This window comes from Haematomicrobium sanguinis DSM 21259 (assembly GCF_000688395.1).
GTDB classification, from domain to species: domain Bacteria; phylum Actinomycetota; class Actinomycetes; order Actinomycetales; family Micrococcaceae; genus Haematomicrobium; species Haematomicrobium sanguinis.
On sequence record NZ_JIAG01000019.1, the window covers coordinates 1 to 20,346 of the forward strand.

Annotated in this window: 27 protein-coding genes and 1 pseudogene; 20 read left to right on the plus strand and 8 right to left on the minus strand. The window is 61.3% G+C overall.

The window, feature by feature from the left end; genetic code table 11:
- Together O148_RS0113410 and O148_RS17455 are read left to right on the plus strand one after the other, a co-directional pair.
- The coding region (locus O148_RS0113410; protein ID WP_026531330.1) for an IS30 family transposase at positions 1-329 on the plus strand (329 nt) is incomplete at its 5' end.
- 219 nt (positions 330-548) lie between these two features.
- Positions 549-1,412, plus strand: coding sequence for an NADPH-dependent FMN reductase (locus tag O148_RS17455; RefSeq protein WP_075204380.1), 864 nt, complete (start codon positions 549-551; stop codon positions 1,410-1,412).
- A 151-nt stretch (positions 1,413-1,563) separates the two neighbouring features.
- On the opposite strand, the gene O148_RS0113420 is transcribed toward O148_RS17455, so the two are convergent.
- Positions 1,564-2,718: a DNA recombination protein RmuC gene (locus O148_RS0113420; RefSeq protein ID WP_026531331.1), complete on the minus strand. Its 1,155-nt coding sequence runs from the start codon at positions 2,716-2,718 to the stop codon at positions 1,564-1,566.
- Positions 2,719-2,780: 62 nt separating this feature from the next.
- Between O148_RS0113420 and ychF the strand changes: the two genes are divergently transcribed.
- Together ychF and O148_RS0113430 are read left to right on the plus strand one after the other, a co-directional pair.
- Positions 2,781-3,854 carry a redox-regulated ATPase YchF gene (ychF, locus tag O148_RS0113425; protein ID WP_026531332.1) on the plus strand — a complete coding sequence of 358 codons (1,074 nt, stop codon included), beginning with the start codon at positions 2,781-2,783 and terminating at the stop codon, positions 3,852-3,854.
- A 101-nt stretch (positions 3,855-3,955) separates the two neighbouring features.
- Complete coding sequence (locus O148_RS0113430) at positions 3,956-5,749, plus strand: DUF262 domain-containing protein (protein ID WP_026531333.1); 1,794 nt, start codon at positions 3,956-3,958, stop codon at positions 5,747-5,749.
- A gap of 180 nt (positions 5,750-5,929) precedes the next feature.
- Here the strand turns inward: O148_RS0113430 and O148_RS18205 are convergent, their stop codons facing one another.
- On the minus strand, positions 5,930-6,055 hold the full coding sequence (locus tag O148_RS18205; RefSeq protein WP_276203074.1) for a hypothetical protein: 126 nt from the start codon (positions 6,053-6,055) through the stop codon (positions 5,930-5,932).
- A 395-nt stretch (positions 6,056-6,450) separates the two neighbouring features.
- Here O148_RS18205 and O148_RS18295 point away from each other — a divergent pair.
- From O148_RS18295 to O148_RS0113470, 8 genes and pseudogenes are all read left to right on the plus strand, one after another.
- Positions 6,451-6,561 (plus strand): annotated as a pseudogene (locus tag O148_RS18295) (type II toxin-antitoxin system RelE/ParE family toxin); the annotation flags it as partial.
- Between the two features lie 49 nt (positions 6,562-6,610).
- Positions 6,611-6,913 carry a HigA family addiction module antitoxin gene (locus tag O148_RS0113445; protein WP_026531336.1) on the plus strand — a complete coding sequence of 101 codons (303 nt, stop codon included), beginning with the start codon at positions 6,611-6,613 and terminating at the stop codon, positions 6,911-6,913.
- A gap of 2 nt (positions 6,914-6,915) precedes the next feature.
- Positions 6,916-7,110, plus strand: coding sequence for a GNAT family N-acetyltransferase (locus O148_RS18290; RefSeq protein ID WP_420805800.1), 195 nt, complete (start codon positions 6,916-6,918; stop codon positions 7,108-7,110).
- Between the two features lie 5 nt (positions 7,111-7,115).
- A complete protein-coding gene (locus O148_RS0113450; RefSeq protein ID WP_026531337.1) occupies positions 7,116-7,580 on the plus strand; it encodes a P-loop nucleotide/nucleoside kinase family protein in 465 nt (154 codons plus the stop codon).
- Between the two features lie 214 nt (positions 7,581-7,794).
- A complete protein-coding gene (locus O148_RS0113455) occupies positions 7,795-8,223 on the plus strand; it encodes a phosphatase domain-containing protein (RefSeq protein ID WP_026531338.1) in 429 nt (142 codons plus the stop codon).
- A gap of 138 nt (positions 8,224-8,361) precedes the next feature.
- The gene (locus tag O148_RS0113460) at positions 8,362-8,583 is read left to right on the plus strand and encodes a FitA-like ribbon-helix-helix domain-containing protein (RefSeq protein ID WP_026531339.1); all 222 of its coding nucleotides are present in this window, start codon (positions 8,362-8,364) and stop codon (positions 8,581-8,583) included.
- Positions 8,580-8,969 (plus strand): type II toxin-antitoxin system VapC family toxin, encoded by a 390-nt coding sequence (locus O148_RS0113465; protein WP_026531340.1) that lies wholly within the window; start codon positions 8,580-8,582, stop codon positions 8,967-8,969. The genes O148_RS0113460 and O148_RS0113465 overlap by 4 nt, the downstream gene beginning before the upstream one ends.
- A gap of 42 nt (positions 8,970-9,011) precedes the next feature.
- Positions 9,012-9,404, plus strand: a complete 393-nt coding sequence (locus O148_RS0113470; RefSeq protein ID WP_075204381.1) for a DUF2510 domain-containing protein — start codon at positions 9,012-9,014, stop codon at positions 9,402-9,404.
- Positions 9,405-9,984: 580 nt separating this feature from the next.
- Here the strand turns inward: O148_RS0113470 and O148_RS18140 are convergent.
- Positions 9,985-10,200: a hypothetical protein gene (locus tag O148_RS18140; protein WP_240470874.1), complete on the minus strand. Its 216-nt coding sequence runs from the start codon at positions 10,198-10,200 to the stop codon at positions 9,985-9,987.
- A gap of 34 nt (positions 10,201-10,234) precedes the next feature.
- Between O148_RS18140 and O148_RS0113480 the strand changes: the two genes are divergently transcribed.
- On the plus strand, positions 10,235-10,789 hold the full coding sequence (locus O148_RS0113480; protein ID WP_051620228.1) for a putative immunity protein: 555 nt from the start codon (positions 10,235-10,237) through the stop codon (positions 10,787-10,789).
- A gap of 104 nt (positions 10,790-10,893) precedes the next feature.
- Here O148_RS0113480 and O148_RS0113485 read toward each other — a convergent pair whose 3' ends face one another.
- The gene (locus O148_RS0113485) at positions 10,894-11,559 is read right to left on the minus strand and encodes an O-methyltransferase (protein ID WP_026531343.1); all 666 of its coding nucleotides are present in this window, start codon (positions 11,557-11,559) and stop codon (positions 10,894-10,896) included.
- A 111-nt stretch (positions 11,560-11,670) separates the two neighbouring features.
- Between O148_RS0113485 and O148_RS0113490 the strand changes: the two genes are divergently transcribed.
- Positions 11,671-12,084 carry a VOC family protein gene (locus O148_RS0113490; RefSeq protein WP_035746245.1) on the plus strand — a complete coding sequence of 138 codons (414 nt, stop codon included), beginning with the start codon at positions 11,671-11,673 and terminating at the stop codon, positions 12,082-12,084.
- 102 nt (positions 12,085-12,186) lie between these two features.
- On the opposite strand, the gene O148_RS0113495 is transcribed toward O148_RS0113490, so the two are convergent.
- Genes O148_RS0113495 through O148_RS0113505 form a run of 3 tightly spaced genes read right to left on the minus strand, consistent with a single transcriptional unit; the run spans position 12,187 to position 15,524 of the window.
- Positions 12,187-13,938, minus strand: a complete 1,752-nt coding sequence (locus O148_RS0113495; protein WP_026531345.1) for an FAD-dependent monooxygenase — start codon at positions 13,936-13,938, stop codon at positions 12,187-12,189.
- 39 nt (positions 13,939-13,977) lie between these two features.
- A complete protein-coding gene (locus O148_RS0113500; RefSeq protein ID WP_026531346.1) occupies positions 13,978-14,898 on the minus strand; it encodes a fumarylacetoacetate hydrolase family protein in 921 nt (306 codons plus the stop codon).
- Between the two features lie 17 nt (positions 14,899-14,915).
- Positions 14,916-15,524, minus strand: coding sequence for a VOC family protein (locus tag O148_RS0113505; protein WP_026531347.1), 609 nt, complete (start codon positions 15,522-15,524; stop codon positions 14,916-14,918).
- A gap of 102 nt (positions 15,525-15,626) precedes the next feature.
- On the opposite strand from O148_RS0113505, the gene O148_RS16710 reads away from it, so the two are divergent.
- Together O148_RS16710 and O148_RS17855 are read left to right on the plus strand one after the other, a co-directional pair.
- The gene (locus O148_RS16710; protein WP_084157320.1) at positions 15,627-16,391 is read left to right on the plus strand and encodes a FadR/GntR family transcriptional regulator; all 765 of its coding nucleotides are present in this window, start codon (positions 15,627-15,629) and stop codon (positions 16,389-16,391) included.
- Positions 16,392-16,433: 42 nt separating this feature from the next.
- A complete protein-coding gene (locus O148_RS17855) occupies positions 16,434-16,628 on the plus strand; it encodes a hypothetical protein (RefSeq protein WP_157374647.1) in 195 nt (64 codons plus the stop codon).
- 96 nt (positions 16,629-16,724) lie between these two features.
- Here O148_RS17855 and O148_RS0113515 read toward each other — a convergent pair whose 3' ends face one another.
- Positions 16,725-17,201: an SRPBCC family protein gene (locus tag O148_RS0113515; RefSeq protein WP_026531348.1), complete on the minus strand. Its 477-nt coding sequence runs from the start codon at positions 17,199-17,201 to the stop codon at positions 16,725-16,727.
- An 86-nt stretch (positions 17,202-17,287) separates the two neighbouring features.
- Here O148_RS0113515 and O148_RS0113520 point away from each other — a divergent pair, with 86 nt between their 5' ends.
- The 4 genes from O148_RS0113520 to O148_RS17860 all read left to right on the plus strand — a co-directional run bounded on the left by O148_RS0113520 (position 17,288) and on the right by O148_RS17860 (position 20,305).
- Positions 17,288-17,815 carry a GNAT family N-acetyltransferase gene (locus O148_RS0113520; RefSeq protein ID WP_240470875.1) on the plus strand — a complete coding sequence of 176 codons (528 nt, stop codon included), beginning with the start codon at positions 17,288-17,290 and terminating at the stop codon, positions 17,813-17,815.
- Between the two features lie 108 nt (positions 17,816-17,923).
- Positions 17,924-18,457 carry a DinB family protein gene (locus O148_RS0113525; protein ID WP_051620229.1) on the plus strand — a complete coding sequence of 178 codons (534 nt, stop codon included), beginning with the start codon at positions 17,924-17,926 and terminating at the stop codon, positions 18,455-18,457.
- 118 nt (positions 18,458-18,575) lie between these two features.
- Positions 18,576-19,385 (plus strand): SDR family oxidoreductase, encoded by an 810-nt coding sequence (locus O148_RS0113530; protein WP_026531351.1) that lies wholly within the window; start codon positions 18,576-18,578, stop codon positions 19,383-19,385.
- The gene (locus O148_RS17860; RefSeq protein WP_051620230.1) at positions 19,379-20,305 is read left to right on the plus strand and encodes a GNAT family N-acetyltransferase; all 927 of its coding nucleotides are present in this window, start codon (positions 19,379-19,381) and stop codon (positions 20,303-20,305) included. The genes O148_RS0113530 and O148_RS17860 overlap by 7 nt, the downstream gene beginning before the upstream one ends.
- Positions 20,306-20,346 lie beyond the last annotated feature (41 nt).

Here is a 20,346-nt window from a genome sequence, read left to right on the forward strand (position 1 = left end):
CGCTCCCGGAGAAAGCGTCCACGAATGCGATCACCTGGGACCAAGGCCAAGAAATGGCTCACCACGCACAATTCACCATCGATACCGGTTGCAAAGTGTACTTCTGCGACCCGCACTCGCCCTGGCAGCGCCCGAGCAACGAGAACACGAACGGGCTCATCCGCGACTTCTACCCCAAAGGCACCAACTTCAACAACATTAGCGACGAGGACATCGCGAACACGGAACACCTCATCAACATCCGACCCCGCCGAATGCACGATTACCTCAGCGCAACCGTCAAACTGGAACAACAAATACAAGCAAACCGTGTTGCACTAGCCCCTTGAAACCGCCCCGGTCATTAGCGGATTATCTGCCGACTCGGCGCGCCTCCTGGCGGGTCTGGGACGGTTGCGGCGGATCGCGGAGGTTATGGTCCGGAGGCGGGCGTGTTGGAGAGGGTGCGCGGGAAGAAAAGTCTTTCGCCTCGCGTTCTCTGCGTGATGCCGCGAGCAGTGCGGCAAGCGGGACGGACGAGCCCCGCTCTTTGACCAAAGTGAGGACGTATGAGCACGAAAATTCTTCTGGTGATTGGTAGCGTGCGGCCGGTACGCATTGGCGCACAATTGGCCGAGTCCATTGCTGCCGAGCTGGCCACAAAAGATGGAGTGGAGGTAGACGTGGTTGACCTGGCCGACCTTGCTTTGCCGTTCCTGGATGAACCGCGCATGCCGGCAATGGGGAATTACCAGCAGGAGCACACACGGCAATGGGCGGACCGAGTTCGTGGGGCAGACGCGGTCATCTTCTTGACCCCGCAGTACAACGGCGGTTATCCGGCCTCGCTCAAGAATGCCATTGACTATCTCTACGCCGAATGGGAAGGAAAACCGGCCGCGATCATCTCTTATGGTGGGCACGGCGGGGGACAGTCCTATAACCAGTTGCACAGTGTGCTTTCCTTTATTGGACTGCGCTTGACCAGCAGCGGCATCAACATTGTGATTCCGAGGGACGCTTACGGTCCCGACTTTCACCTCGTGAATGCCGCGCAGATCGTGGCGAAGTATGCTCCCTCGATTGACCGGCTTGGCGACGAAATTAAGGTGTTGGCTGAGGACTCACAACGTGCAAATCGCGTGATCCCGCTGGTGGTCCGAGAGGTCGAGGGGTTAGCAGAGCAGGTGAGAACCGCACTCGCGGATGACGACTTCGCCGCGCTGGCGAGCCTCAGCGCGGGCGATCTCGACTGGGTTTCCGCCGATCTCGATGACCCGCGCATCGAATCCATTCAGATGCTCGGGCCCTCGGCGGCGCTGATTCAGTTGGCAGATGCGACCAACTCGCTCCTGATCTCTGTGCACAAGAGCCAGTATCAGTGGCTGATCGAGTCGGTGTTCAAGGGAGCGCCCATGGTCGCCTCGGCTTAGCCCCGCCCCTCAGCGGCGGCACGACCTTCCGCCCCGGCTCCGGCGCGACAGGCCCGCCGCCCCGGCACAGATTCGGCCCGTCAAGTGGACGACCACACACTTTATTTGGTGGCCCTGCCAGTACCTCGGTGTGGGACGGCCGAGCCGGCCCTTAGGCGCTCTCGGTGAATTCGGGAGCGCCTAGGGGCCGCGTCAGTTTTTCGGACGTGGGAGCGCTGGGCAGTCCGTCCGGGTTGCTCGCGTCGAGCTTGCGCGCCTTGGAAAGTACGGTCGCCTCTAGCGTGCCGACGAGCTTGTTATAGTCCTCCACGGATGTATTCAGGGTGCGGCCAAGTTTTGCGACCCGATCGCCCAAACGGGCCAGCGCGCGGTACAACTCTTGGGAGAGAGCAAAAATCGCGCGGGCGTCCTCGGTCAAGGTGTCCTGCCGCCAGGTGAACGCGACGCTCTTCAAGATAGCCAGGAGACTGCTAGGCGAAGCGATAACCACGTTTCGGCCGAGCGCGTATTCGAAGAGTCCCGGGTCTGCGTCCAGCGCGAGCGAAAGAATGGACTCCGCCGGCACAAAACACACGACTAGTTCTGGAGTGTCGCCTAGCATTTCCCAGTACTGTTTTGACGCCAACGTATCAACGTGTGACTTCAACGCCGCGGCATGCACCTTGAGAGTCTTCTCTGTCATCTCCGTTCGGGACGCGGTCATGAAAGCACCTAGGGGCGCTTTGGCGTCCACAACAAGGTTCTTATTCTGCGGTAGATGAATGACGAGGTCCGGGCGTCCGGCGCGCTCCAGCCCATCCATCGCGACCTGCTCGGTGAAGTCCACGTGCCGCACCATTCCGGCCGATTCCACTACGCGGCGTAGCTGGACTTCACCCCAGGTGCCGCGTGCACGGTCGTTATTGAGCGCGGACCTCAAGCTTGAGGTGGTGCGCAACAACTCTTGATCGGCGTCTTGGGAATGACGGAGCAGTTGGGTCAGCTCTGTGAACTGCTTCAGCCGTTCCTTTTCTAGAGATGACACCTGCTCATGCATTTGGCCGACGCGTTGCGCGACCGGCGCCAACGCCTGCAAGACGTTGGCGTCGGCGCGCTGCTGGGCATGCAACCGTTGATTTTCTGCGTTGAGAATTCTCGACTCGCCCTCGGCCGCGGCCAGAGCCGCGCGATCATCTACTATCTCTTGTTGCGCTTCGGCGAGCTCATCGCGCAAGGCGAGCACGCGCCGTCGTACCCCAAAAAAAGTAAGCACCGCACCAAGGAGGATACCGATTAAAGATGCCAAAACAACTGTCGAAATGTCCATGAGAATACTGTCTCACCTGGCACTGACATTGACTTTGTCTTCGGCTTGTAGACTGTATCTTCGTGGCTTTAACTATTGGTATCGTCGGACTTCCTAACGTCGGCAAATCGACCCTTTTCAACGCGCTTACGCGCCAAACCGTGCTGGCTGCGAACTACCCGTTCGCGACGATCGAGCCGAATGTTGGCGTGGTGAATCTGCCGGATGCGCGCCTTGGCGAACTCGCGACGATTTTCGGTAGCGAGCGGATCCTGCCGGCGACCGTGTCTTTTGTGGACATCGCCGGAATCGTGAAGGGTGCGAGCGAAGGGGAGGGGCTCGGTAATCAGTTCCTCGCCAATATTCGCGAGGCGGAGGCGATTGCGCAGGTGGTGCGCGCGTTTGACGACCCGGATGTGGTGCACGTGGACGGGCGTATCGACCCCGCGAGCGACATGGAAACCATTAACACCGAGCTGATCCTCGCGGACATGCAGACCCTGGAGAAGGCGATCCCACGCGTTGAAAAAGAGGTCAAGATCAAGAAGCGGGAGGCCGCTGAACTGGACGCGCTGCGCGAGGCGCAGGCGGTGTTGGAGTCCGGGCGAACCCTGTTTTCCGCGGGCGTAGACATGGAGCATTTGCGCGAGCTAAACCTCCTGACCGCCAAGCCGTTTATTTATGTTTTTAATTCCGACGACGAGGTGCTGGCTTCCGAGGCGCGGCAAACCGAATTGCGCGCTCTGGTAGCGCCTGCGGACGCCGTGTTCCTTGACGCGAAGCTCGAGGCCGACTTAGTGGAGCTTTCCGAAGAGGAAGCTCGCGAGATGTTGGAGATGAACGGGCAGAGCGAGTCCGGGCTGGATCAGTTGGCGCGCGTCGGGTTCCACACGCTGGGACTGCAGACCTATTTAACCGCCGGGCCCAAGGAGTCGCGTGCGTGGACGGTGCCGCAAGGTGCTACCGCGCCAGAGGCCGCCGGCGTCATCCACACCGATTTTCAGCGTGGGTTTATCAAGGCTGAGATTGTGTCGTTCGATGATCTGGTTGCGGCTGGGTCTATGGCGGCGGCTAAGGCGGCCGGTAAGGTCCGCATGGAAGGCAAGGATTACGTCATGCGCGACGGGGATGTGGTGGAGTTCCGCTTCAACGTGTAGGGGTAAGAAGTGACAGAATCACGCGACCTGCACGCCAGGGTCTGCAACTTCATTGACGGAGGAGTAAGCTACGTATGGGTGCGTGAGGTGGGAGGTCCTCGGTGATCAAATCTGCCAACCAATATCCGGTGCACACGCTGTTCAGTCACGACGGCAACGTGCTATACCGGATCCCGCCCTACCAGCGCGAGTACTCCTGGTTTAAGTCCCACTGGGAAGACCTGTTCGAAGATCTCATCGAGGCAGACGGTGCGCACTTCCTGGGCACCATCATCACGCTCGACCAGACCACGGACACGCTCGAGGGCAACATCCTGCAAGTCATCGATGGGCAGCAGCGACTGACGACGCTCACCTTGTTGTTGGCCGCTGTCTATTCGGTGCTAAAGGAGCACCTCGACGATCTCGACGACGACACACGAACGGATGTCATCAACCTCGGCCGACAGTTGGTGCGGAAAGTCGACCAGCGGCCGAGGGTGACGCCGCAAAAGCAAGGCCACAACCTCTCCGACTTCCGCACGGTGCTCCAGAAAGCCGGCCTGCCTGTGGAGGGAGACTCGAAGCCATACTTCCCCAGCCGCAGGATCGCCAAGTGCTACCGCTACTTCCTCTCCGCAATCCAGAAGCTCGCCGAGACTGAGGAGATCACACAGCCGCAGGCGGCCCGGCGGGTGCATGAGGCGGCCATGAGGGCGGTGGTAGTGAAGATTGAGGTAGCCAACCACGCCGATGCATTCGTGCTGTTCGAGTCCCTGAATAACCGCGGGATGCCGCTCTCGCCGGTGGACCTGATCAAGAACCACCTTCTCGCCGAGTCGGAGAAGAAGCAGATCATGGACGTCGACGAGGCGTTCAAGCACTGGAACGACATGCTGACCAGCCTCGGTGACAGCTACGCCACCCAGGAACGCTTCCTCCGCCACTACTACAACGCGTTCAAGTCAGAGTTGCCCGAAGTCTCAAACGCCTCGGTCGCCACCAAGTCCAACCTGATCCGCGTCTATGAGAAGCTCCTGGAGCAGGGTCTCAAACGCGTCGTCGATTCGCTGGTGGCGGCGAGCAAGATCTACGGTCGAATCAATTGCGTCGTTGAACTCGACCAGCCGACAACTCTTGACCGGTCTTTCCAGCGCCTCATGCGCGCCCAGGGTGCGCCGTCCTACGTGCTTCTCATGTGGCTGATATCGAAGCAGTCCGATCTGGTTCTGACAGATACACACATCGAGACTGTCGTAGACCGCCTCACAAGCTTCTTTGTTCGACGCAACCTCACAGGATACCCGCAGACGTACGCACTGGCGAAGCTTTTTATGACGACCATCGACGCTGTGGGCGATGCCCGAGGTGACGATGTGGTGGAGATCGTCGAGGAGAAGCTGAGTGCGGCCTCAGTGTCCGACGAAGAGTTTCGCACCCGGCTCCTGGGACGCATCTACGAGGAGAACAGCGACGTCGCTAGGTTTGTCCTCGCGACACTGGCCGAGGACGCCATGACCAAGGAGACGCGTGTCGACCTGTGGCGTCAGGAAAAGAACCGCTTCGTCTGGACGATCGAACACATCCTCCCGCAGGGCGAGAACCTTCCGGCAGAGTGGCAGGAGATGCTCGGAGGCGAGGAGGTCGCTGCCCAGGTTCAAGAGGAGCACAAGCATAGGCTCGGCAACCTCACCATTACTGCGTATAACAGCAACCTCGGCAACAAGTCGTTCCCTGAGAAGCGTGACCGTCAGGACTCCAGGGGTAGGCGCATCGGCTATCGAAACGGACTGTCACTGAACGCTGACTTGGCCACGAGGAAGTCTTGGACCCCTGACGACATCGACAACCGAACCGAAGAATTGGCAGCGAATGTGATAGAGCGCTTCCCGCTGGCCATTCTCAAAAGATATTGATGGGGGTGTCGTGGATTTCCGTAGGGGATTAACCTCAGGGGGCAAGAAGTGAGCGGCGGGTATTGGGATCTCACGGCCCACTTTAGAGGTGCGATCAGCGAGGCGTTGGTGGCGGAAGCGGTCTACCAACGCCACCCTGACGCGATACTCCACAGTCCGCGACACCGGGGCTACGACGTGTCAAGTGATGAGGGGGGCGTGCGAGTAGACGCCAAAGTGGCCTCTATTCTCGACGTCAGCATCGATGGTGATAGCAATGTTTCCGCCATCGAATGGGATGCCGGTGGGCGCGCCGATGTTCTTCATGATTCTGCGACCCACCTCGGTCTAGTGGTCTTAGATTCTTCGGTCACTGCTGTGAGGCTGTTTGACGGCGCTGAGATAGCACTCCGAGGCGAGGTCGCCGCTCACGGTCGGGTTTTTCTCGTTCCAGCGTCGGTTGCGCGCGAGGAATCGCGCCCGATCTGGAGCGCACGGCACAGTCGTCCTAGTAAGGGTCGCTTCCGCTACCTCCGGCTTCGGGACGCAGAACAATACGAGGTGGAGTTCCGATTTAACGTCTAGCGTTATTGACGGTACGCGTTATATCCTTGTCGTGTGATCAGATCGTTCGGCAGCAAGGAGACCGAACGGCTCTGGCGTCGAGAGCGCGTGCGGTCGATCCGCGGATTCATCGGGTCGCATTGCGCAAGCTTCGTCAGGTGGGATCCGCGGAGTCCATCGAGGACCTCCGCATCCCGCCCGGCAACCGGCTCGAAGCGCTGAGGGGCGAACGGGCCGGGCAGCACAGCATCAGGATCAACGACCAGTGGCGGATCTGTTTCGTATGGACGGACGCCGGACCGGAGGAGGTGGAGATCGTTGACTACCACCAACAAGATCGTGCCGATTCACCCGGGCGAGGTTCTCATGGAGGACTTCATCGAGGGCTTCGGGATCACGCAGAACAAGCTCGCCGTGTCGATCGGAGTGCCGCCGCGCCGGATCAACGAGATTGTGCACGGCAAGCGTGGGATCACAGCGGACACCGCATTGCGGCTCGCGAAGTATTTCGGGACGTCCGCGGAGTTCTGGATCAATCTGCAGGGCCACTACGAGCTTGACCGCGCGGAGGACGCCGCAGGCGAGCAAATCGCTTCGATCAAGCCGCTGCGAACCGCGTGACCATGACGCTGACGCTTGGCCTCAGCGTCGGCCAGATCGGGCTCTGGCTACGCGACATCGACCGGGCCCCTGCGACCGCGGGGGACTGGATCGGCCCCGGGCATCGAGGTCGGGGCTACATCAGAGCCGCCCTGCGAGCTTCGCACCACGACCATGCCGACGAAATCGGGCGACCCCGCGCACGTAGGGTAACTTAGGGCCCATGGTGAGAGTCGTCTTCATGTGCGGGCCGGCCGGCTCTGGCAAGTCAACGGTGGCCCGCCGCATGGAGGCGGAGGGGTTCGTTCGGCTCTCGTTCGATCAAGAAGCCTGGGCCCGAGGCATTCGGGAGATGCCGTTGGCGGAGGACGAGCATCGCGACATTGCAACCTGGCTTCGACGCAGGCTGGAGGACCTCATCGTTGACGGACGCGACGTCGTGCTGGACTTCTCGTTCTGGTCGCGCGCCATGCGCGATGAATGGCGGGGCGTGGTGGAACCATACGGCGTGACAGCTGAGCTGATCTACCTTCCGACCGACCGGGCGACGTGCTTGGAGCGGATAGCGGCGCGCGGACACGCGCACGGCGATGATTTCGTTCTGGACGCTGCGACGGCTGCCGCCTACATCGATCACTTCGAGCCCCCGGAACCTGACGAGGGGCCCGTGACGGTGGTGCAGAGATGACACCGGCATTGGCTTCGTGTGGAGCGATGCCACGGGATCGGCTCGTCCAACCGGTTACCAAAAACCAGACCGAAAGACTCTTTTCCCACTCATCAAACGAATGAATACGGATCGCCACGCCGTCGAGATTGTCTCCCGAAAGCGTAATGCGGCACTTGCACCGGCTGATGTATGCGCGGAGGGGTTTTGCAGGCTCGATGTCATTATTAAACCCATGATCACCTGGCCAGACACCACCCCCGGCCTCTTCGTCCTTCCCTCGGGCCGCACCCTCCGCGGCCGATCCCTCCGAGCCATCCCCGACGGCGAATCACCCGATTTCGGTCTCTACCTCGCCCGCCCCAGCACCACATTCCCATGGGACCACGCCGTGCTCGACTGGCCCGACTTCGGCCTCCCCAAAAATAAGGCAAAGTTCGACGCCGCAATTCAAGACCTCTGGAAGCGCGCCGCCACCGAGCGCGTGGAAGTCGCCTGCACCGGCGGCCTCGGTCGCACCGGCACCACACTGGCCTGCATCGCAATCCTCGACGGCATCGCCCCCGAACGCGCGGTCCAATTCGTCCGCGAAAACTACCACCCCAAAGCCATCGAAACCCCATGGCAAAAATCGTTCGTGCACCGCTTTTCACCGAGCGCATAGCGCGCACCTCGCCCCGGCATTCGGTCCCGCAAAACACAATGTACGACGGCGTTGCTCACCCCCCAGCGCGCCTCACCAACAGTGTGCACGCCAGAGCAACGGCGTGCATGCATAATGCATGTGGCATATGCTTATTACATGAAGACGATTCAGGTGAGAAACGTGCCCGAGGCAACGAGCCGAGCGCTCAAGGCCAAGGCGGCGCTAGAGGGTCAGTCTTTGAGCGTTTTTCTGCTCAAGGAACTAGAGCGTTTAGCGACACGGCCCACTCGTGCGGAAATTCTGGCCCGAATCGCCAGCCGTGAACCAATGGAACTGCCGCCCGCAGAAAAAGTGCTCGCGGAACAACGCCCCGAATGACTGGCTGGGTTCTAGATGCATCGGTGGTCGCAGAGTTACTGTTTGGGACTGTGCGCGGACGTCGAATTGCTCGACTCATACAAGTAGGCGACCTTTTCGCTCCACAACATCTCACCGCCGAAGTGGCCTCCGTTGTGAGGGGATGGTCGCTCGGTGGGCACATCAGTGACGATCAGGCTCGTCGAGCCTTCGAGGAGCTCGAATTTCTTGACATCGAGCAAGTGCCCATGCTCAAGCTCCTTCCCGAGGTGTTTGCGCTGAGACATAATTTGTCGGCGTATGACGCAATGTACGTGGTACTCGCGCGTAAGTTGGGCCTCCAACTATTGACGTTAGACGCACGTCTGGCGAGGGTGGCTACTGACTGTGCGCTCGTTCCCGAGTAGGCTTCTCCTACCTAAATGCTCAACACTTGTAGGAGAATCGGCATGGCAGACACCGCGGGAGCTGGTTGGTACGACGATGGCACCGGCCAAAAAAGATGGTGGGACGGCAAGCAATGGACCGACCAGGTGCAACCCGAGCAGCCCCGCGAAGGCGGCATTGGCGGATTCATTAATCGTGTCGAAGCGGAGTCTGTGTCCGGAGGGCAACCTCGTCCGGCTCCACAGGGTATGAGCTATGTGGTGCTTCAAGTGATCTTGAAGGAGAAATTGTGGGGCACCGGCTCCGGAAATCTCACCGAACTTGAGAAAGCAATCAACAAACAAGCCAAACTCGGCTATCGGCTTCACACCATCACTACCTCGTCCTCGGGTAGTAAGGGTCTAGGCGGCGGTGATCGAATTCAGGCAACCATGGTTTTCGAAAAGCTCGTCTAGGGTGTAGGGCGGTGGCTTCTTGAGGCGACGAACTTCCGTGACCGTAAACACCCGATTGCGCTCACATTGACACTTTCGTGAGCGTTAACTCGAGCTAACACTCACGGAAGTTTCGCCTCCCACGCCGGTCCGTGGAAGAGGAAGTGCGTGAGATCCTCACCAATGCTGCTAGTCAGCCAAGCGTCTTGATGGCACTCCTCGACGTTGCAAGGGCCGCACCTGGGGAGAGTCTCCACATTCCAAGCCGAACTCATACAGCGCGAGCGGTCGATCTCGAATAGGACCGAGTCAGCGAGTTACCAGTTCAAAACATCGAACACGATCTGTGCAACCTCGACTGGAGTCTGTCGATCAGCATTAATTCGAATTGCAGTTGCTGGGGCATTCGTTCGCAAAAGTTGTGCGGCTCTTTCGCTGTGCTGCAAATGGGCGAGCAGGCTGTCTCCCTGTTCTCGTCGGGAAAGTCGCTGTTCTGCCACTGTGTCAGACGCTTCTCAGAGGACTGTGGTTATTTTCGTTGAGTCCCCTATCGCCTCAGCGAGTTTCGATGCCTCCAGAACCGATACGGTGTTTGTGCAAATCAGCCTTCGGTACCCCAACTCGCGGTAATTGCGGCAAGGTTTCGTTCAGCCAAACTATGCTGCCACGGCGAAGGGAAAGCTGTGTCCAAAGCGTCGCCTTCCATGACAACAAGGGGCATGAAACGGTCGTTGAGAATTTCGTGCAGCGCGAAGGCTTCGGCGCTTTTTCCCACGCTTGACCGGCGGCCAATGAGCACAAGTTCGGAATCAGCCATTGGCTAACCATTTTAGTGCTGCAAGACTTAGACCATGACTTCCGAACAAACGCTGAGCGACGCCGAACGGAGAAGCCTTGCACAGTGGGCAGCGGATTGCGCCCAGCGAGTGTTCCCACTTTTTGAGGGTAGCGATAGCGCAAAGGTGGCCCTCCAAGACGCCCTCGACCGGACGAGGGCTTACAGCTTCGGTGAAGCCGACACCGCAACTGAAATCAGCAAACGCTTTGGCGGAGGTCGGGTCGCAAGCGAAGCGAGGTCGCCCGCCGGTGCCGCGGCGGCTCGCGCAATAGGACAAGCGTCCGCAGTTGCGCACATGGGCGCGCACGCGCTCGGCGCAGCGGGCTATGCGGTCAAGGCCGTCGTACTACCGCATCCTGGCAGGCCGGAGTTGCAACACAGTGAAATTGATTGGCAACTAGCTCACCTGACCGAAGAGCAGCGGGACATGCTTCGAAAGCTACCCCAACTCGGAACCGACAAGTCCGGGCCGCTCGGCCCTGGTCTGCTCACCCAAGGCGTAGTCGGTGAAACGATCCGCGAGATCCAGCGCCGCATAGGTCACCTTTCACGCCGAGTCGACACGTAATCCGCTAAAGGCACCGTCATTAGCGGATTACGTGTCGACTCGGCGAGAGTGATGTGGGGGCGGAAGACGACACGCGGCACCCAGGCGAGCATCGCCGTCGTGCATCAATTGGTGACCCGCGCGATGGCAAAGCCATCCCACCCCTTGTCGCCGACGGTTTGCAACGCCGTGGCCTCCAGGCGGGGGTCCGAGCCAAGCATCTCAAGAACCGCGCGGCTGCCGCGCACGGCCTCATCCTCGGAGGACGCGTCCGCGACGCCGCCTGAGCGCACCACGTTGTCCACCACGATGACCGTTCCGGGGTGGCTGAGCTTGAGCGCCTCGCGCAGGTAGTTCGGGTTGTTGGGCTTATCGGCGTCGATGAAGACTAGGTCAAAGGGCTCCTCGCCCTCGCGGACCAGGCGTTGCACCGACTCGAGCGCGGGTCCAACCAGCACCTCGACGCGCTCCGCCAACCCCACCGCGGCCAGGTTCGCCCGCGCGACCTCGGCATGATGCGGCTCCAACTCCAGCGTCACCACGCGGCCCGAAGGCCCCACGGCGGAGGCCAGCCAAGCGGCCGAATACCCGCCCAAGGTCCCAAATTCCAGAACCCGTCGCGCCCCCACCATCTGGCAGATCAGGTTCAAAAAGCGGCCCTGCGTGACTGAGACCGCGATCTCAGGGAGCCCCGCGGCAACACTCGCCGGCACAATCCCCGCGAAATCCCGATCACCAATCAGGGTGTCCTTGAAATACCGGTCAACGGCGTCCCACGAAGCTTCGCTCATAACTCAATACAACCACCGCCGAGCACTTCCCGCTACGGGCGAATCGCCATAGGCTTAGGCCATCGGCAGCGCACTCCGCGCACGCCACCGACACCAGAAAAGTGGGCTCACATGGCCGTTTCAATGACCTTCCCCAACCTGCTCGTGACCGATCTGCCGCGCTCCACCGAGTTTTACAAGGCGCTCGGCTTCGAGCAAAACATGATGTTTAGCGATGAGAACGCGTCCAGCATCGTGCTCAATGAGAACACCGTCATCATGCTCTTGCGTACCGAATTCTTCAGCACATTTCTGCCGGAGGGGAGCGCGGCCGGGATCGACCCGCAGAAGACCAGCGCGCTTCTGGCACTGCTACTCGGGAGCAAAGAGGAAGTCGACGAGTTTCAGGCCAAGGCCGAGGCGGCCGGCGGCAACATCCTGAAGCCGGCTGAGCCGAACCCATACGAGGCCAGCATGTATGGCGGCCAACTCGCCGACCCGGATGGGCACATCATCGAGTTCATGTACATGCCCTCGCCGGAGTGATCTGAACTTCCGTGAGTGTTAACTCCGGTTTGTGCTCACCGAGGAACTTCCGTGAGAGTTAACTCGAGTTAACGCTCACGGAAGTTTCGCGGTTTCCACGCCTTAGCGCCCCAGCACCTGCCCGAGCGCCGCCTCCAACTCCGCGCCAGCATCTTCCGGCACCTCATCCACGCGCCACGCAATGACCCGATCCGGACGTACCAGCAGTGCGCCCGAGTCGCCGATCCCACGCAGACGGTGCCACCGCTGATACACGTCTGCAGTGTCTCCGCCCATGGAGACGCGCTCCACCGCGATCGGCACCCCAAGTGAGGCGCCCACGGATGCGGCGGCATCGCGCCACGCGGCGTCATCCACCCCCGTGATGAGCGTGAAACGGCCCTTGCCCACCACATCGAGGGTGGAGATGGGTGCGCGGTTCCGTTCCAGCCAGGCATGCGGGATGACGTGCCCGCTGATGCTCGACGGCGTGTAGTACAGTTCCGCGTCCTTCTCACCAACAGGTTCGGGTTGCGTGGGCGGAATCACGGCCGCCGAAGCGTACCGTTGTCCCATTTCAACTCCGTGCGAATTGAACTGGAAATTCTGCAGTTCAATGGCCTTAGCCAACGCTTCGCGGCGGTTTGCGGAGGCGGCGCCGGTACCGAAGAGGTCATCCAGATTCGCCCAACCGTCCTCCGCGCTCTGACCCGGCTCGAAGCCGAGCGCCTCGGCGATCGGTCCCATGTCCACCACGCTCTTAAACGCACGGTCCACCACGGCGGCGCCGACCGGTTGCCGCTCCGCGTTATAGGTTTCCAGCAGGGATTCGTGGGCGTCGCCGCGAACCACGGCCGCGAGCTTCCAGGCAAGGTTGAACGAGTCCTGGATCGACGTGTTGGTGCCCAAACCGTTCGCCGGGGGATGGCGATGCGCCGCATCCCCAACCAGGAAAGCACGGCCCTTTTGGTAAGTGTCCGCCACCATGCGGTTGATCTGCCAGGAGGAGACGGCCTTGATCTTGACCTCGACCTCGGGATCGCCAATGGTGGACTGCGCCCGCGCAATGAGCGACTCCTCATCCAGCGGCGGTTCACCGTCGGCCGGGTCATACATGCACAAGAGCACCCATTCGGTGTAGGGCTTCACGTTGATCCACGTCCCCGAACCCACCCAATAATTGTTGCCCGGCTGCGTCATCCAAAAGAGCGTCCCCGGGCGGTGTTCGCAGTACTTGGTCAGGTCCGCCTCGAGCCAAATGTTCAGGGCAGCGCCCAGCCCGGATTCTCCGGTGAAGGTGAACCCGAACGTCGAAGCGACGGTGCTACGCCCGCCGTCAGCACCGACTATATATTTGGCGCGGATGGTTTGTTCTGCGCCGGTGTCGCGTTCCCGAACGAGCGCCGTCACCCCGTCCTCGTCCTGTTCTGCCGAAACGAGTTCGAGCGAAAAGCGGACATCCGCCCCCAGGTCTTGGGCCCCCTGCAGCATGGCTGGCTCCAGGACGTGCTGCGGGATATTGCACATTGCGGACGGGCTCGCGAGTTGGTAGTCGCTGGACCGCTCCACCCCGGCGCCCCAGGTTTCCAGCCGGGCGATTTCTTGGCCTGCGAAGCTGGTGGCCCACACGTTGTTGCGCATAAAGGCGTTGGGGGTGGCGACGGCTTTGACCGCGTCTTCAAAGCCGAGGTCGCGGAACACTTCCATGGTTCGCTGGTTGGTGATGTGCGCCCTGGGGGAGTGCGCGGTGGTGGGATAACGGGTGATGGTGAGCGCGTCGACGCCCGCGCGGGCAAGCAGTGCGGCCATCGCGAGTCCGGCGGGACCGGCGCCCACCACCAAAATGTCAGTGCTGGATGGCAGAGTCATGGTCATGGTTCATCCTTGAACTTTTAATGAAGTGCTAGCGCGGCATCACTCAGTGGCCGCGAGAAAGGTTTGTTGTAATTTGCCAATGCTCTCGAATCGGCTCGACAACACGTCACCGGGTTGCAGGTACCGCTGCGGGTTTCGCCCGAGGCCCACTCCGCTCGGAGTGCCGGTGAGCACCAGGTCGCCCGGGTACAAGGTGATGACCTGAGAGAGCCCGGAAAGGAGTTCCGTCACAGAAAACAACAGAGAAGTAGTGCTGGATTGTTGGACGATCTCGTCATCAATCGAGCACTCGAGCGCTACGTCATCCGGATTCGCGAACTCGTCAAGCGTGACGAGCCACGGTCCGGTTGGCAGGAATCCCGGGTAGGACTTACCCAGACTGAATTGCGGTGCGGGCCCGCGTAGTTGCGAGATCCGCTCGGAGATATCTTGGGATCCGGTGTATCCGGCAATGGCCTCGCGCGCTTGGTCGGGTGTTGCGCGCGTGAGTTCGGCGCCGAGCACCACCGCGAGTTCCACCTCCCAATCCGTGTGCCCACCTTGGGGAAGTACGACGGCGGTGCGGGGCCCGGTGAGTGCCGAGCGGAACTTGGTAAACACGGGCGGCAAATCGACGGGCTTGTCGAAGCCAGATTCGTCCGCGTGCTCCGCGTAGTTCAACCCGACCGCGAGGATTTGCGTGGGTGCGGGGGAGGGCGCGCCGAGAAGCTCCTGGTTGATCTCGACATGTTCGGCGTCGCCGAGTTCGGCCGTGCGGGCCCACTCGGTGAACTCGGCCCAGCGCGGATACAGCTCGGCGACGTCCGTCCCAAAAGTACCGCCGGACGCGGTGCCGATGTCGATCCCGGTGACGGAGCCGCCGTCGTACCTCTCGCTGCTGCTCGAGGTGTTGGTGCCCGCCGGGTTGTCTGTGCCCACGAAAATGAGGTGAGCGCGGTCCTGGTAGTTGGCGATTCGCATGTGTCGTGACCGGTCCCTCAGTAGGCTTCGGGAAGGTAGACCTCGGGGAGCACCTCGGGGCGATACTCGCCGGCGCGCGCCTTGGTGTGCATTTCGTCCGGGGTGAGTCCGGCTTCGTGGTCGCGGACAAAGTACTCCGGGTCGAAGAACTCGCCGATCTGGTCCGCGGCGAATTCGCTGGAGAAGTACATCCACTCTTTGGACTTGTCCCAGCTGCCGAAGGCGTCGAACTGGATTTCCACGCCGTTGCCTTCGGGGTCCTGGTAGTACATGGAGATCGTCATGCCGTGATCCAGGCTCATGAACGGGGTGATCCCGAGGTCGCGCAGCCGGACGTAGTTGTCGATCCACTGGGTGAAGTCGGCGTACTCGAAAGCGGTGTGGTGCAGGCCCGCGGTGTGCCCTTTGTCGACCGGTTCCTTGATACCCGGCAGAGCGAGGAGAGCAATGCGGTGGTTGGCCTCGTCATTGGTGAGCCATGCGGCGCCGCCAGCGTAATGCACCGGGGTGAGCCCGGCGACCTTTTCATACCAGGCGACCATCTCGTCCAGCTTGCGGGTGGTGAAGGTTGTGTGGTGGAACTTCGGCGCGATGATGGGTCGGGTGTTCTCACGATTTTTCGGCATCGTTGCCTCCTGGGTAGAAAAATCATAATTGATTATGATTAATTAGGGTTCTAGAATTATTTGCGACGCACGTCACAAATGTCAAGCGCAGGATGGAGCAACATGAACGCAACGGGGTCCCCGGCGGCGACGGTAGCGACGGGCACGCCGGTGCAAACGGGCGGATCGGCGCCCGGAGGGGCACAGACCCGCAGCGAAGGCGGTTCCAGGGCGTCCTCCGCGGTTGACCGCGTTATCGCGCTTGCCGCCGGAGCCGAAGTGGGGGAGCGCCTTGGCACCAAGTCGGAGCTTCAGGAGTTATGCGGCGTGTCCGCGGGTACTTTCAATGAGGCGCTACGAGTGCTTCAGGAGCGGCGGATCGTGAGTCTGCGCCCGGGACCCGGTGGTGGGATCTTCGTCTCAGAGCGCACGCCGATGGCGCAACTGGGCAACTCTCTGTTGGCACTCGATACGCAAACGACCACGGTGGAGGAAGCGAGCCGCATTCGCGACGCACTGGACCCACTCTTGATCGCCGACGCGGTGAAACACAGCTCCGGAGCGGATATTGCTGATTTGCGCACGATCCTGGAAGACATGCGGGTGGCGTGCAAGAAAGGCGATCGCCTGGAATTTGTGCGTGCCAACTGGCACCTTCACGCGCGCATTGCCGACATCTCGCCCAATACACTCTTGCGCTGCATTTACGTGAACCTGCTAGCGGCAATGCAAAGCCATCTGGTGGACGTTCTGCCGTGCCAGGATGGCGGGCTCGATGAGTACATTCGGGCGCGGCTAGACCTGCATGTCCGCCTCGTTGATGCCATCGACAGGCGAGACGATACGGCCGCGCAAGCACTCGCCGTCGAACATGCCACCAATGGCTAATTCACTGGATGCACATGTAGCACACCGCGCTATCCTGGAGACATGAGCGAAATCTTCGGTCAGCGCGAATTGCGCCCCTTGCGTCGACGCCGTGAAGTGCCAATGGCACTTCTGAAAGGCCTCATGAGTAAATCCGGGCAGGTTGATGCGAAGACTTTGCGGGACGATCTCGATGGCGCAATCGATCGAGCGGCTTGCGTGAGCGGTTCGAGGTTGGACTGCTTAACACATCGGTGATCATCGATCTGGATGTGTGGGGCGCAGAGGCTTCGCCTTTCTGGGGCTAGAAGCGCTGCTGAAAGTCGTTGCCGTGTGACACCGTGTGGGTTGCACCTATTCGCCTGTGGAGGCGGTGCGCTCGGCAAGCGCAGCGAGCCGATCGATGGAGCGCCCCAGGGCTTCCGGGGTGTTTTGCATGGCGCGCTCGAATCGGGCCTCATCTCTCAGGCGTGACCAGTCATAGGTGTGCGTGACGCGGGTCGTGCCATCGTCTAAGGGTTCAAGTTTCCACCGCCACACATGGCCTGGGGCATCTCCGCCCTGGGGCGCGGGCTTCCAGGCGATGAGGCGCCCTTCCTCAAACTCGAAAATGTGATTGTCTCTGGTTTTTCCGGACGTATTGGTCATCGCGAAGATGTCACCCACGGCGTGGACGCGCTGCCCAGGGTCGGCGCTGGAAAGGTTGTCATTGCCGTCCCACTCGGGCTGGCGGGCGGGATCGGCGATGAGTTCAAAAATCGTGACGGCATCGGCGGCAACAACGCGCGTCGCTTCGGCGTGACGATCCTTCGGGGCTGGTAGCTTGCTCATATACGTATCCAACCACGCGCGCGCCACCGGCCCCAAGGGTGCAGGAATCGGTGACGGGCGTCGCCGTCACCACGTAGGGTGAGATCGTGCCAGATTTCCGTATCGAGACCGAGCGCCTCACCTTACGCACGACCCGCGACACCGACGCCGAGGCGCTGCTCGAGTACCACAAACTCCCTGAGGTCGCGCGCTATTTACTCGATGGACCGTGGGATGCCGCCGTCGCCCGCGCCAAGGTGCAAGAACGGCTTCCGCGCACGGGCCTCGATTCGCCCGCCAGGTCCCTCTCGCTCGTGGTCGAGCTTGAAGGCCGCGTCATCGGCGACATCGCCATCTGGATCACCGACAAGGACGGCAAGATCGCCGAGATCGGCTGGACGATTGATCCCGCGGTCACAGGACGGGGTTACGCGACCGAAGCGGCCCGGGCCGTCATCGACAGTGCCTTCAGAGACCACGGAATCCACCGCATCGCCGCCCAAATGGATGCTCGGAACACGGCTTCCGCGCGTCTCGCCGAACGGCTCGGCATGCAACGCGAAGCACACCTGCGCCAAGACTGGTGGGTCAAGGGCGAGTGGACGGACACCGTTATCTACGCCCTCCTCGAGTAGGCAATTTTCATGGCCAAACTCGAGTTTCATGGCCTCCTAACGCCATGAAACGTGCGGGAGGCCATGAAATTTGCCAGGGGTACGGAGTGATCGGGTAATCTCAATCACATGGAACAGGTCTCACCCACACCCGAAGACACCCGCGACATCGACCCCATGCCCACCAGCGAGCGCGAATCCCTGGACGCCTGGCTGGAAATGTACCGGAGCACCCTGACTCTCAAAGTAGCCGGGCTCACGGCGACCCAACTCTGCGAGGCGAGTGCCGCGCCGTCGAACCTCACCCTGATCGGCCTGGTGCGCCACCTCTCCGAGGTGGAACGCTATTGGTTCGGGGACGTCGTGCTCGGCCTCAACCAAGACACGATCTACAGCGAAAGCGATGACGGCCCGGGCGGCGACTTCCAAGGCCACTCCCCGGATACCGCGTTCGCCGACTTGAAAACCTACCACCAAGAGGTCACCCGAGCGCGCGCACGCGCAACAACAGTCACCGACCTCGGCGCCGCGCTCCCGGGCCTGCGCCACGGCAAGCCCGTTAATCTGCGCTGGGTGCTCGCCCACATGATCGAGGAATACGCGCGACACCTCGGTCACGCGGACCTCCTGCGCGAGCGCATCGACGGCGCCACCGGGTACTAAGAGCCAGAATGCAACGCCTCACCCCTGACCGCCCGGGCGCCGAGTTCGTGTATATCACCAGGAAAAAATGAGGAACGACGGCGATGCTCACCCCAGTGCCTCAACTACAGTTGGAGGGGTGGAGACAGGGCAATCTTTGGCAGGGCGCACGGCAGTGGTGACCGGCGTGGGAAGACAACGCGGGATTGGCTTTGCGGTGGCACGCCGGCTGGCCGAAAGCGGCGCGAATCTGGCGATCGCGCATTGGGCCGCACATGACGCGGAACAACCCTATGGCGCGGATTCGATCGCCGAGCTCGAAGACAGGTTGCGTAGTTATGTGCGTCCGGGCGCGGGCTTTGTATCGATCAGCGCGGACTTTGCGGATCCCGCCACGCCCGCCGATGTGATGGAGCGGGTGCGCGGTGCGCTTGGCCCCGTCGATATTCTGGTGGCCAACCATGCTAAGAGCGGCGGTGACGGGCCGTTAGATGCGCTGAATGCGGACATGCTGGAAGCTCATTGGCGCGTCAATGTGCAATCCGTGTTGCTGCTAACCCAAGGGTTTGCCGCTCAATTTGGGGGCGAGGCCGGGAGTGTCATTTGGATGACCTCTGGCCAGCTCAAGGGCCCCATGCGTGAGGAGATCGCCTACGCAAGCTCCAAGGCGGCACTTGCCGGGATCACCGAATCGGTGGCCGACACGCTCATCGATCAAGGCATCCGCCTCAACACGGTGAACCCGGGGCCGGTCAATACCGGGTACCTCGATGAGCAGTATTTCGCGGACGCACCCGATCAGTTAGCTGCGCTGAAGGCGCGATTCCCACTCGGCCGGATCGGCGAGCCCGACGATCCAGCACGGCTCATCGCGTGGCTCGTCAGCGATGACGCGCGCTGGGTGAGCGGCCAAGTGATTTCCAGCGAGGGTGGCTTTCGGCGGTGGTAGAAAAGGTCGCGACTATCACGGTGTCCGGGGTCGTGGTGCGCAACGCCTCGGGGAAGGTCCTGACGGTTCGCAAGCGCGGCACGTCCATGTTTATGCTCCCCGGTGGGAAGCCGGAACCGGGCGAAAACCCCCTGAACGCTGCCCTGCGGGAGTTGGGCGAAGAGCTGGAAATGGGTGTGCACCCTGAGGACCTCGACTTTGTGGGGGTTGCTCGTACTCGGGCGGCGAACGAGCCTGATACCGGGTTGTACGCCGCGCTCTTTGTTCTGCGCGAGCCGGTGGATGCTGTGCGTTTGGCCGCGGAACTCGAGGAGTTCCGCTGGGTTGATCCGGATGACGCCGCCGGGCATGGGAGCCAAGCGCCGCTGAACGTGGATCATGTGTTTCCGCTATTACGCGGGAAAGGTGCGGGGGAGCCTGGGCGCATCAGCTTGCGCAGGCTTACTCTCGAGGATGCGCCGACGCACAACGCGGGTGAAGACGCGGAAAGCGTGCGTTGGCTCACCGACGGGGTGGCGTCCACCGAGGAAAGCACCCGCGCCTGGATATCGCGTCAGCCCTCCGCCTTTGATACCGGGCGCGGCGAACTGGTGTTTGGTGTGCGGGTGGATGGCAATTTGGCCGGAATGGTGACCATCAACCAGACACCCGCCGAGGACGTTTTTGGGCCAGGAGAGGTGAACGTGTCCTACGCCATCTATCCGGCCTACCGTGGGCGCGGTGTAGGCCGGCAAGCGGTCGAGCTCATGTTGGATTTCACGCGCGTCATGGGGTCTTTTGAAGCGGCGATTGTGCGCGTGGATCCTGCGAATCTGCCGTCGCTCCGCCTGGCAGAGTCTCTCGATCGCGTCGAATATGCAGGGGCCGAGCAGTGCCGGGGATCTGCGAGTGCTCATCATTATCGAGTACCGCTTTCGTGACGCCGGAACTCCCCCGGCACTCTCCCGGTATGTGCCAGATG

Excerpts from the sequence above, each read along its gene's own strand:
- O148_RS17455 (WP_075204380.1), top strand. The coding sequence starts at position 549 with ATGAGCACGAAAATTCTTCTGGTGATTGGTAGCGTGCGGCCGGTACGC.
- O148_RS0113420 (WP_026531331.1), bottom strand. The coding sequence starts at position 2,718 with ATGGACATTTCGACAGTTGTTTTGGCATCTTTAATCGGTATCCTCCTT.
- O148_RS18205 (WP_276203074.1), bottom strand. The coding sequence starts at position 6,055 with ATGAAGAACATCGGCGCGCCCACCGGCATCCCATTCGATGGCGGAAAC.
- O148_RS18290 (WP_420805800.1), top strand. The coding sequence starts at position 6,916 with ATGACGCTGACGCTTGGCCTCAGCGTCGGCCAGATCGGGCTCTGGCTA.
- O148_RS0113450 (WP_026531337.1), top strand. The coding sequence starts at position 7,116 with ATGGTGAGAGTCGTCTTCATGTGCGGGCCGGCCGGCTCTGGCAAGTCA.
- O148_RS0113455 (WP_026531338.1), top strand. The coding sequence starts at position 7,795 with ATGATCACCTGGCCAGACACCACCCCCGGCCTCTTCGTCCTTCCCTCG.
- O148_RS0113460 (WP_026531339.1), top strand. The coding sequence starts at position 8,362 with ATGAAGACGATTCAGGTGAGAAACGTGCCCGAGGCAACGAGCCGAGCG.
- O148_RS0113465 (WP_026531340.1), top strand. The coding sequence starts at position 8,580 with ATGACTGGCTGGGTTCTAGATGCATCGGTGGTCGCAGAGTTACTGTTT.
- O148_RS0113470 (WP_075204381.1), top strand. The coding sequence starts at position 9,012 with ATGGCAGACACCGCGGGAGCTGGTTGGTACGACGATGGCACCGGCCAA.
- O148_RS18140 (WP_240470874.1), bottom strand. The coding sequence starts at position 10,200 with ATGGCTGATTCCGAACTTGTGCTCATTGGCCGCCGGTCAAGCGTGGGA.
- O148_RS0113480 (WP_051620228.1), top strand. The coding sequence starts at position 10,235 with ATGACTTCCGAACAAACGCTGAGCGACGCCGAACGGAGAAGCCTTGCA.
- O148_RS0113485 (WP_026531343.1), bottom strand. The coding sequence starts at position 11,559 with ATGAGCGAAGCTTCGTGGGACGCCGTTGACCGGTATTTCAAGGACACC.
- O148_RS0113490 (WP_035746245.1), top strand. The coding sequence starts at position 11,671 with ATGGCCGTTTCAATGACCTTCCCCAACCTGCTCGTGACCGATCTGCCG.
- O148_RS0113495 (WP_026531345.1), bottom strand. The coding sequence starts at position 13,938 with ATGACCATGACTCTGCCATCCAGCACTGACATTTTGGTGGTGGGCGCC.
- O148_RS0113500 (WP_026531346.1), bottom strand. The coding sequence starts at position 14,898 with ATGCGAATCGCCAACTACCAGGACCGCGCTCACCTCATTTTCGTGGGC.
- O148_RS0113505 (WP_026531347.1), bottom strand. The coding sequence starts at position 15,524 with ATGCCGAAAAATCGTGAGAACACCCGACCCATCATCGCGCCGAAGTTC.
- O148_RS16710 (WP_084157320.1), top strand. The coding sequence starts at position 15,627 with ATGAACGCAACGGGGTCCCCGGCGGCGACGGTAGCGACGGGCACGCCG.
- O148_RS17855 (WP_157374647.1), top strand. The coding sequence starts at position 16,434 with ATGAGCGAAATCTTCGGTCAGCGCGAATTGCGCCCCTTGCGTCGACGC.
- O148_RS0113515 (WP_026531348.1), bottom strand. The coding sequence starts at position 17,201 with ATGAGCAAGCTACCAGCCCCGAAGGATCGTCACGCCGAAGCGACGCGC.
- O148_RS0113525 (WP_051620229.1), top strand. The coding sequence starts at position 17,924 with ATGGAACAGGTCTCACCCACACCCGAAGACACCCGCGACATCGACCCC.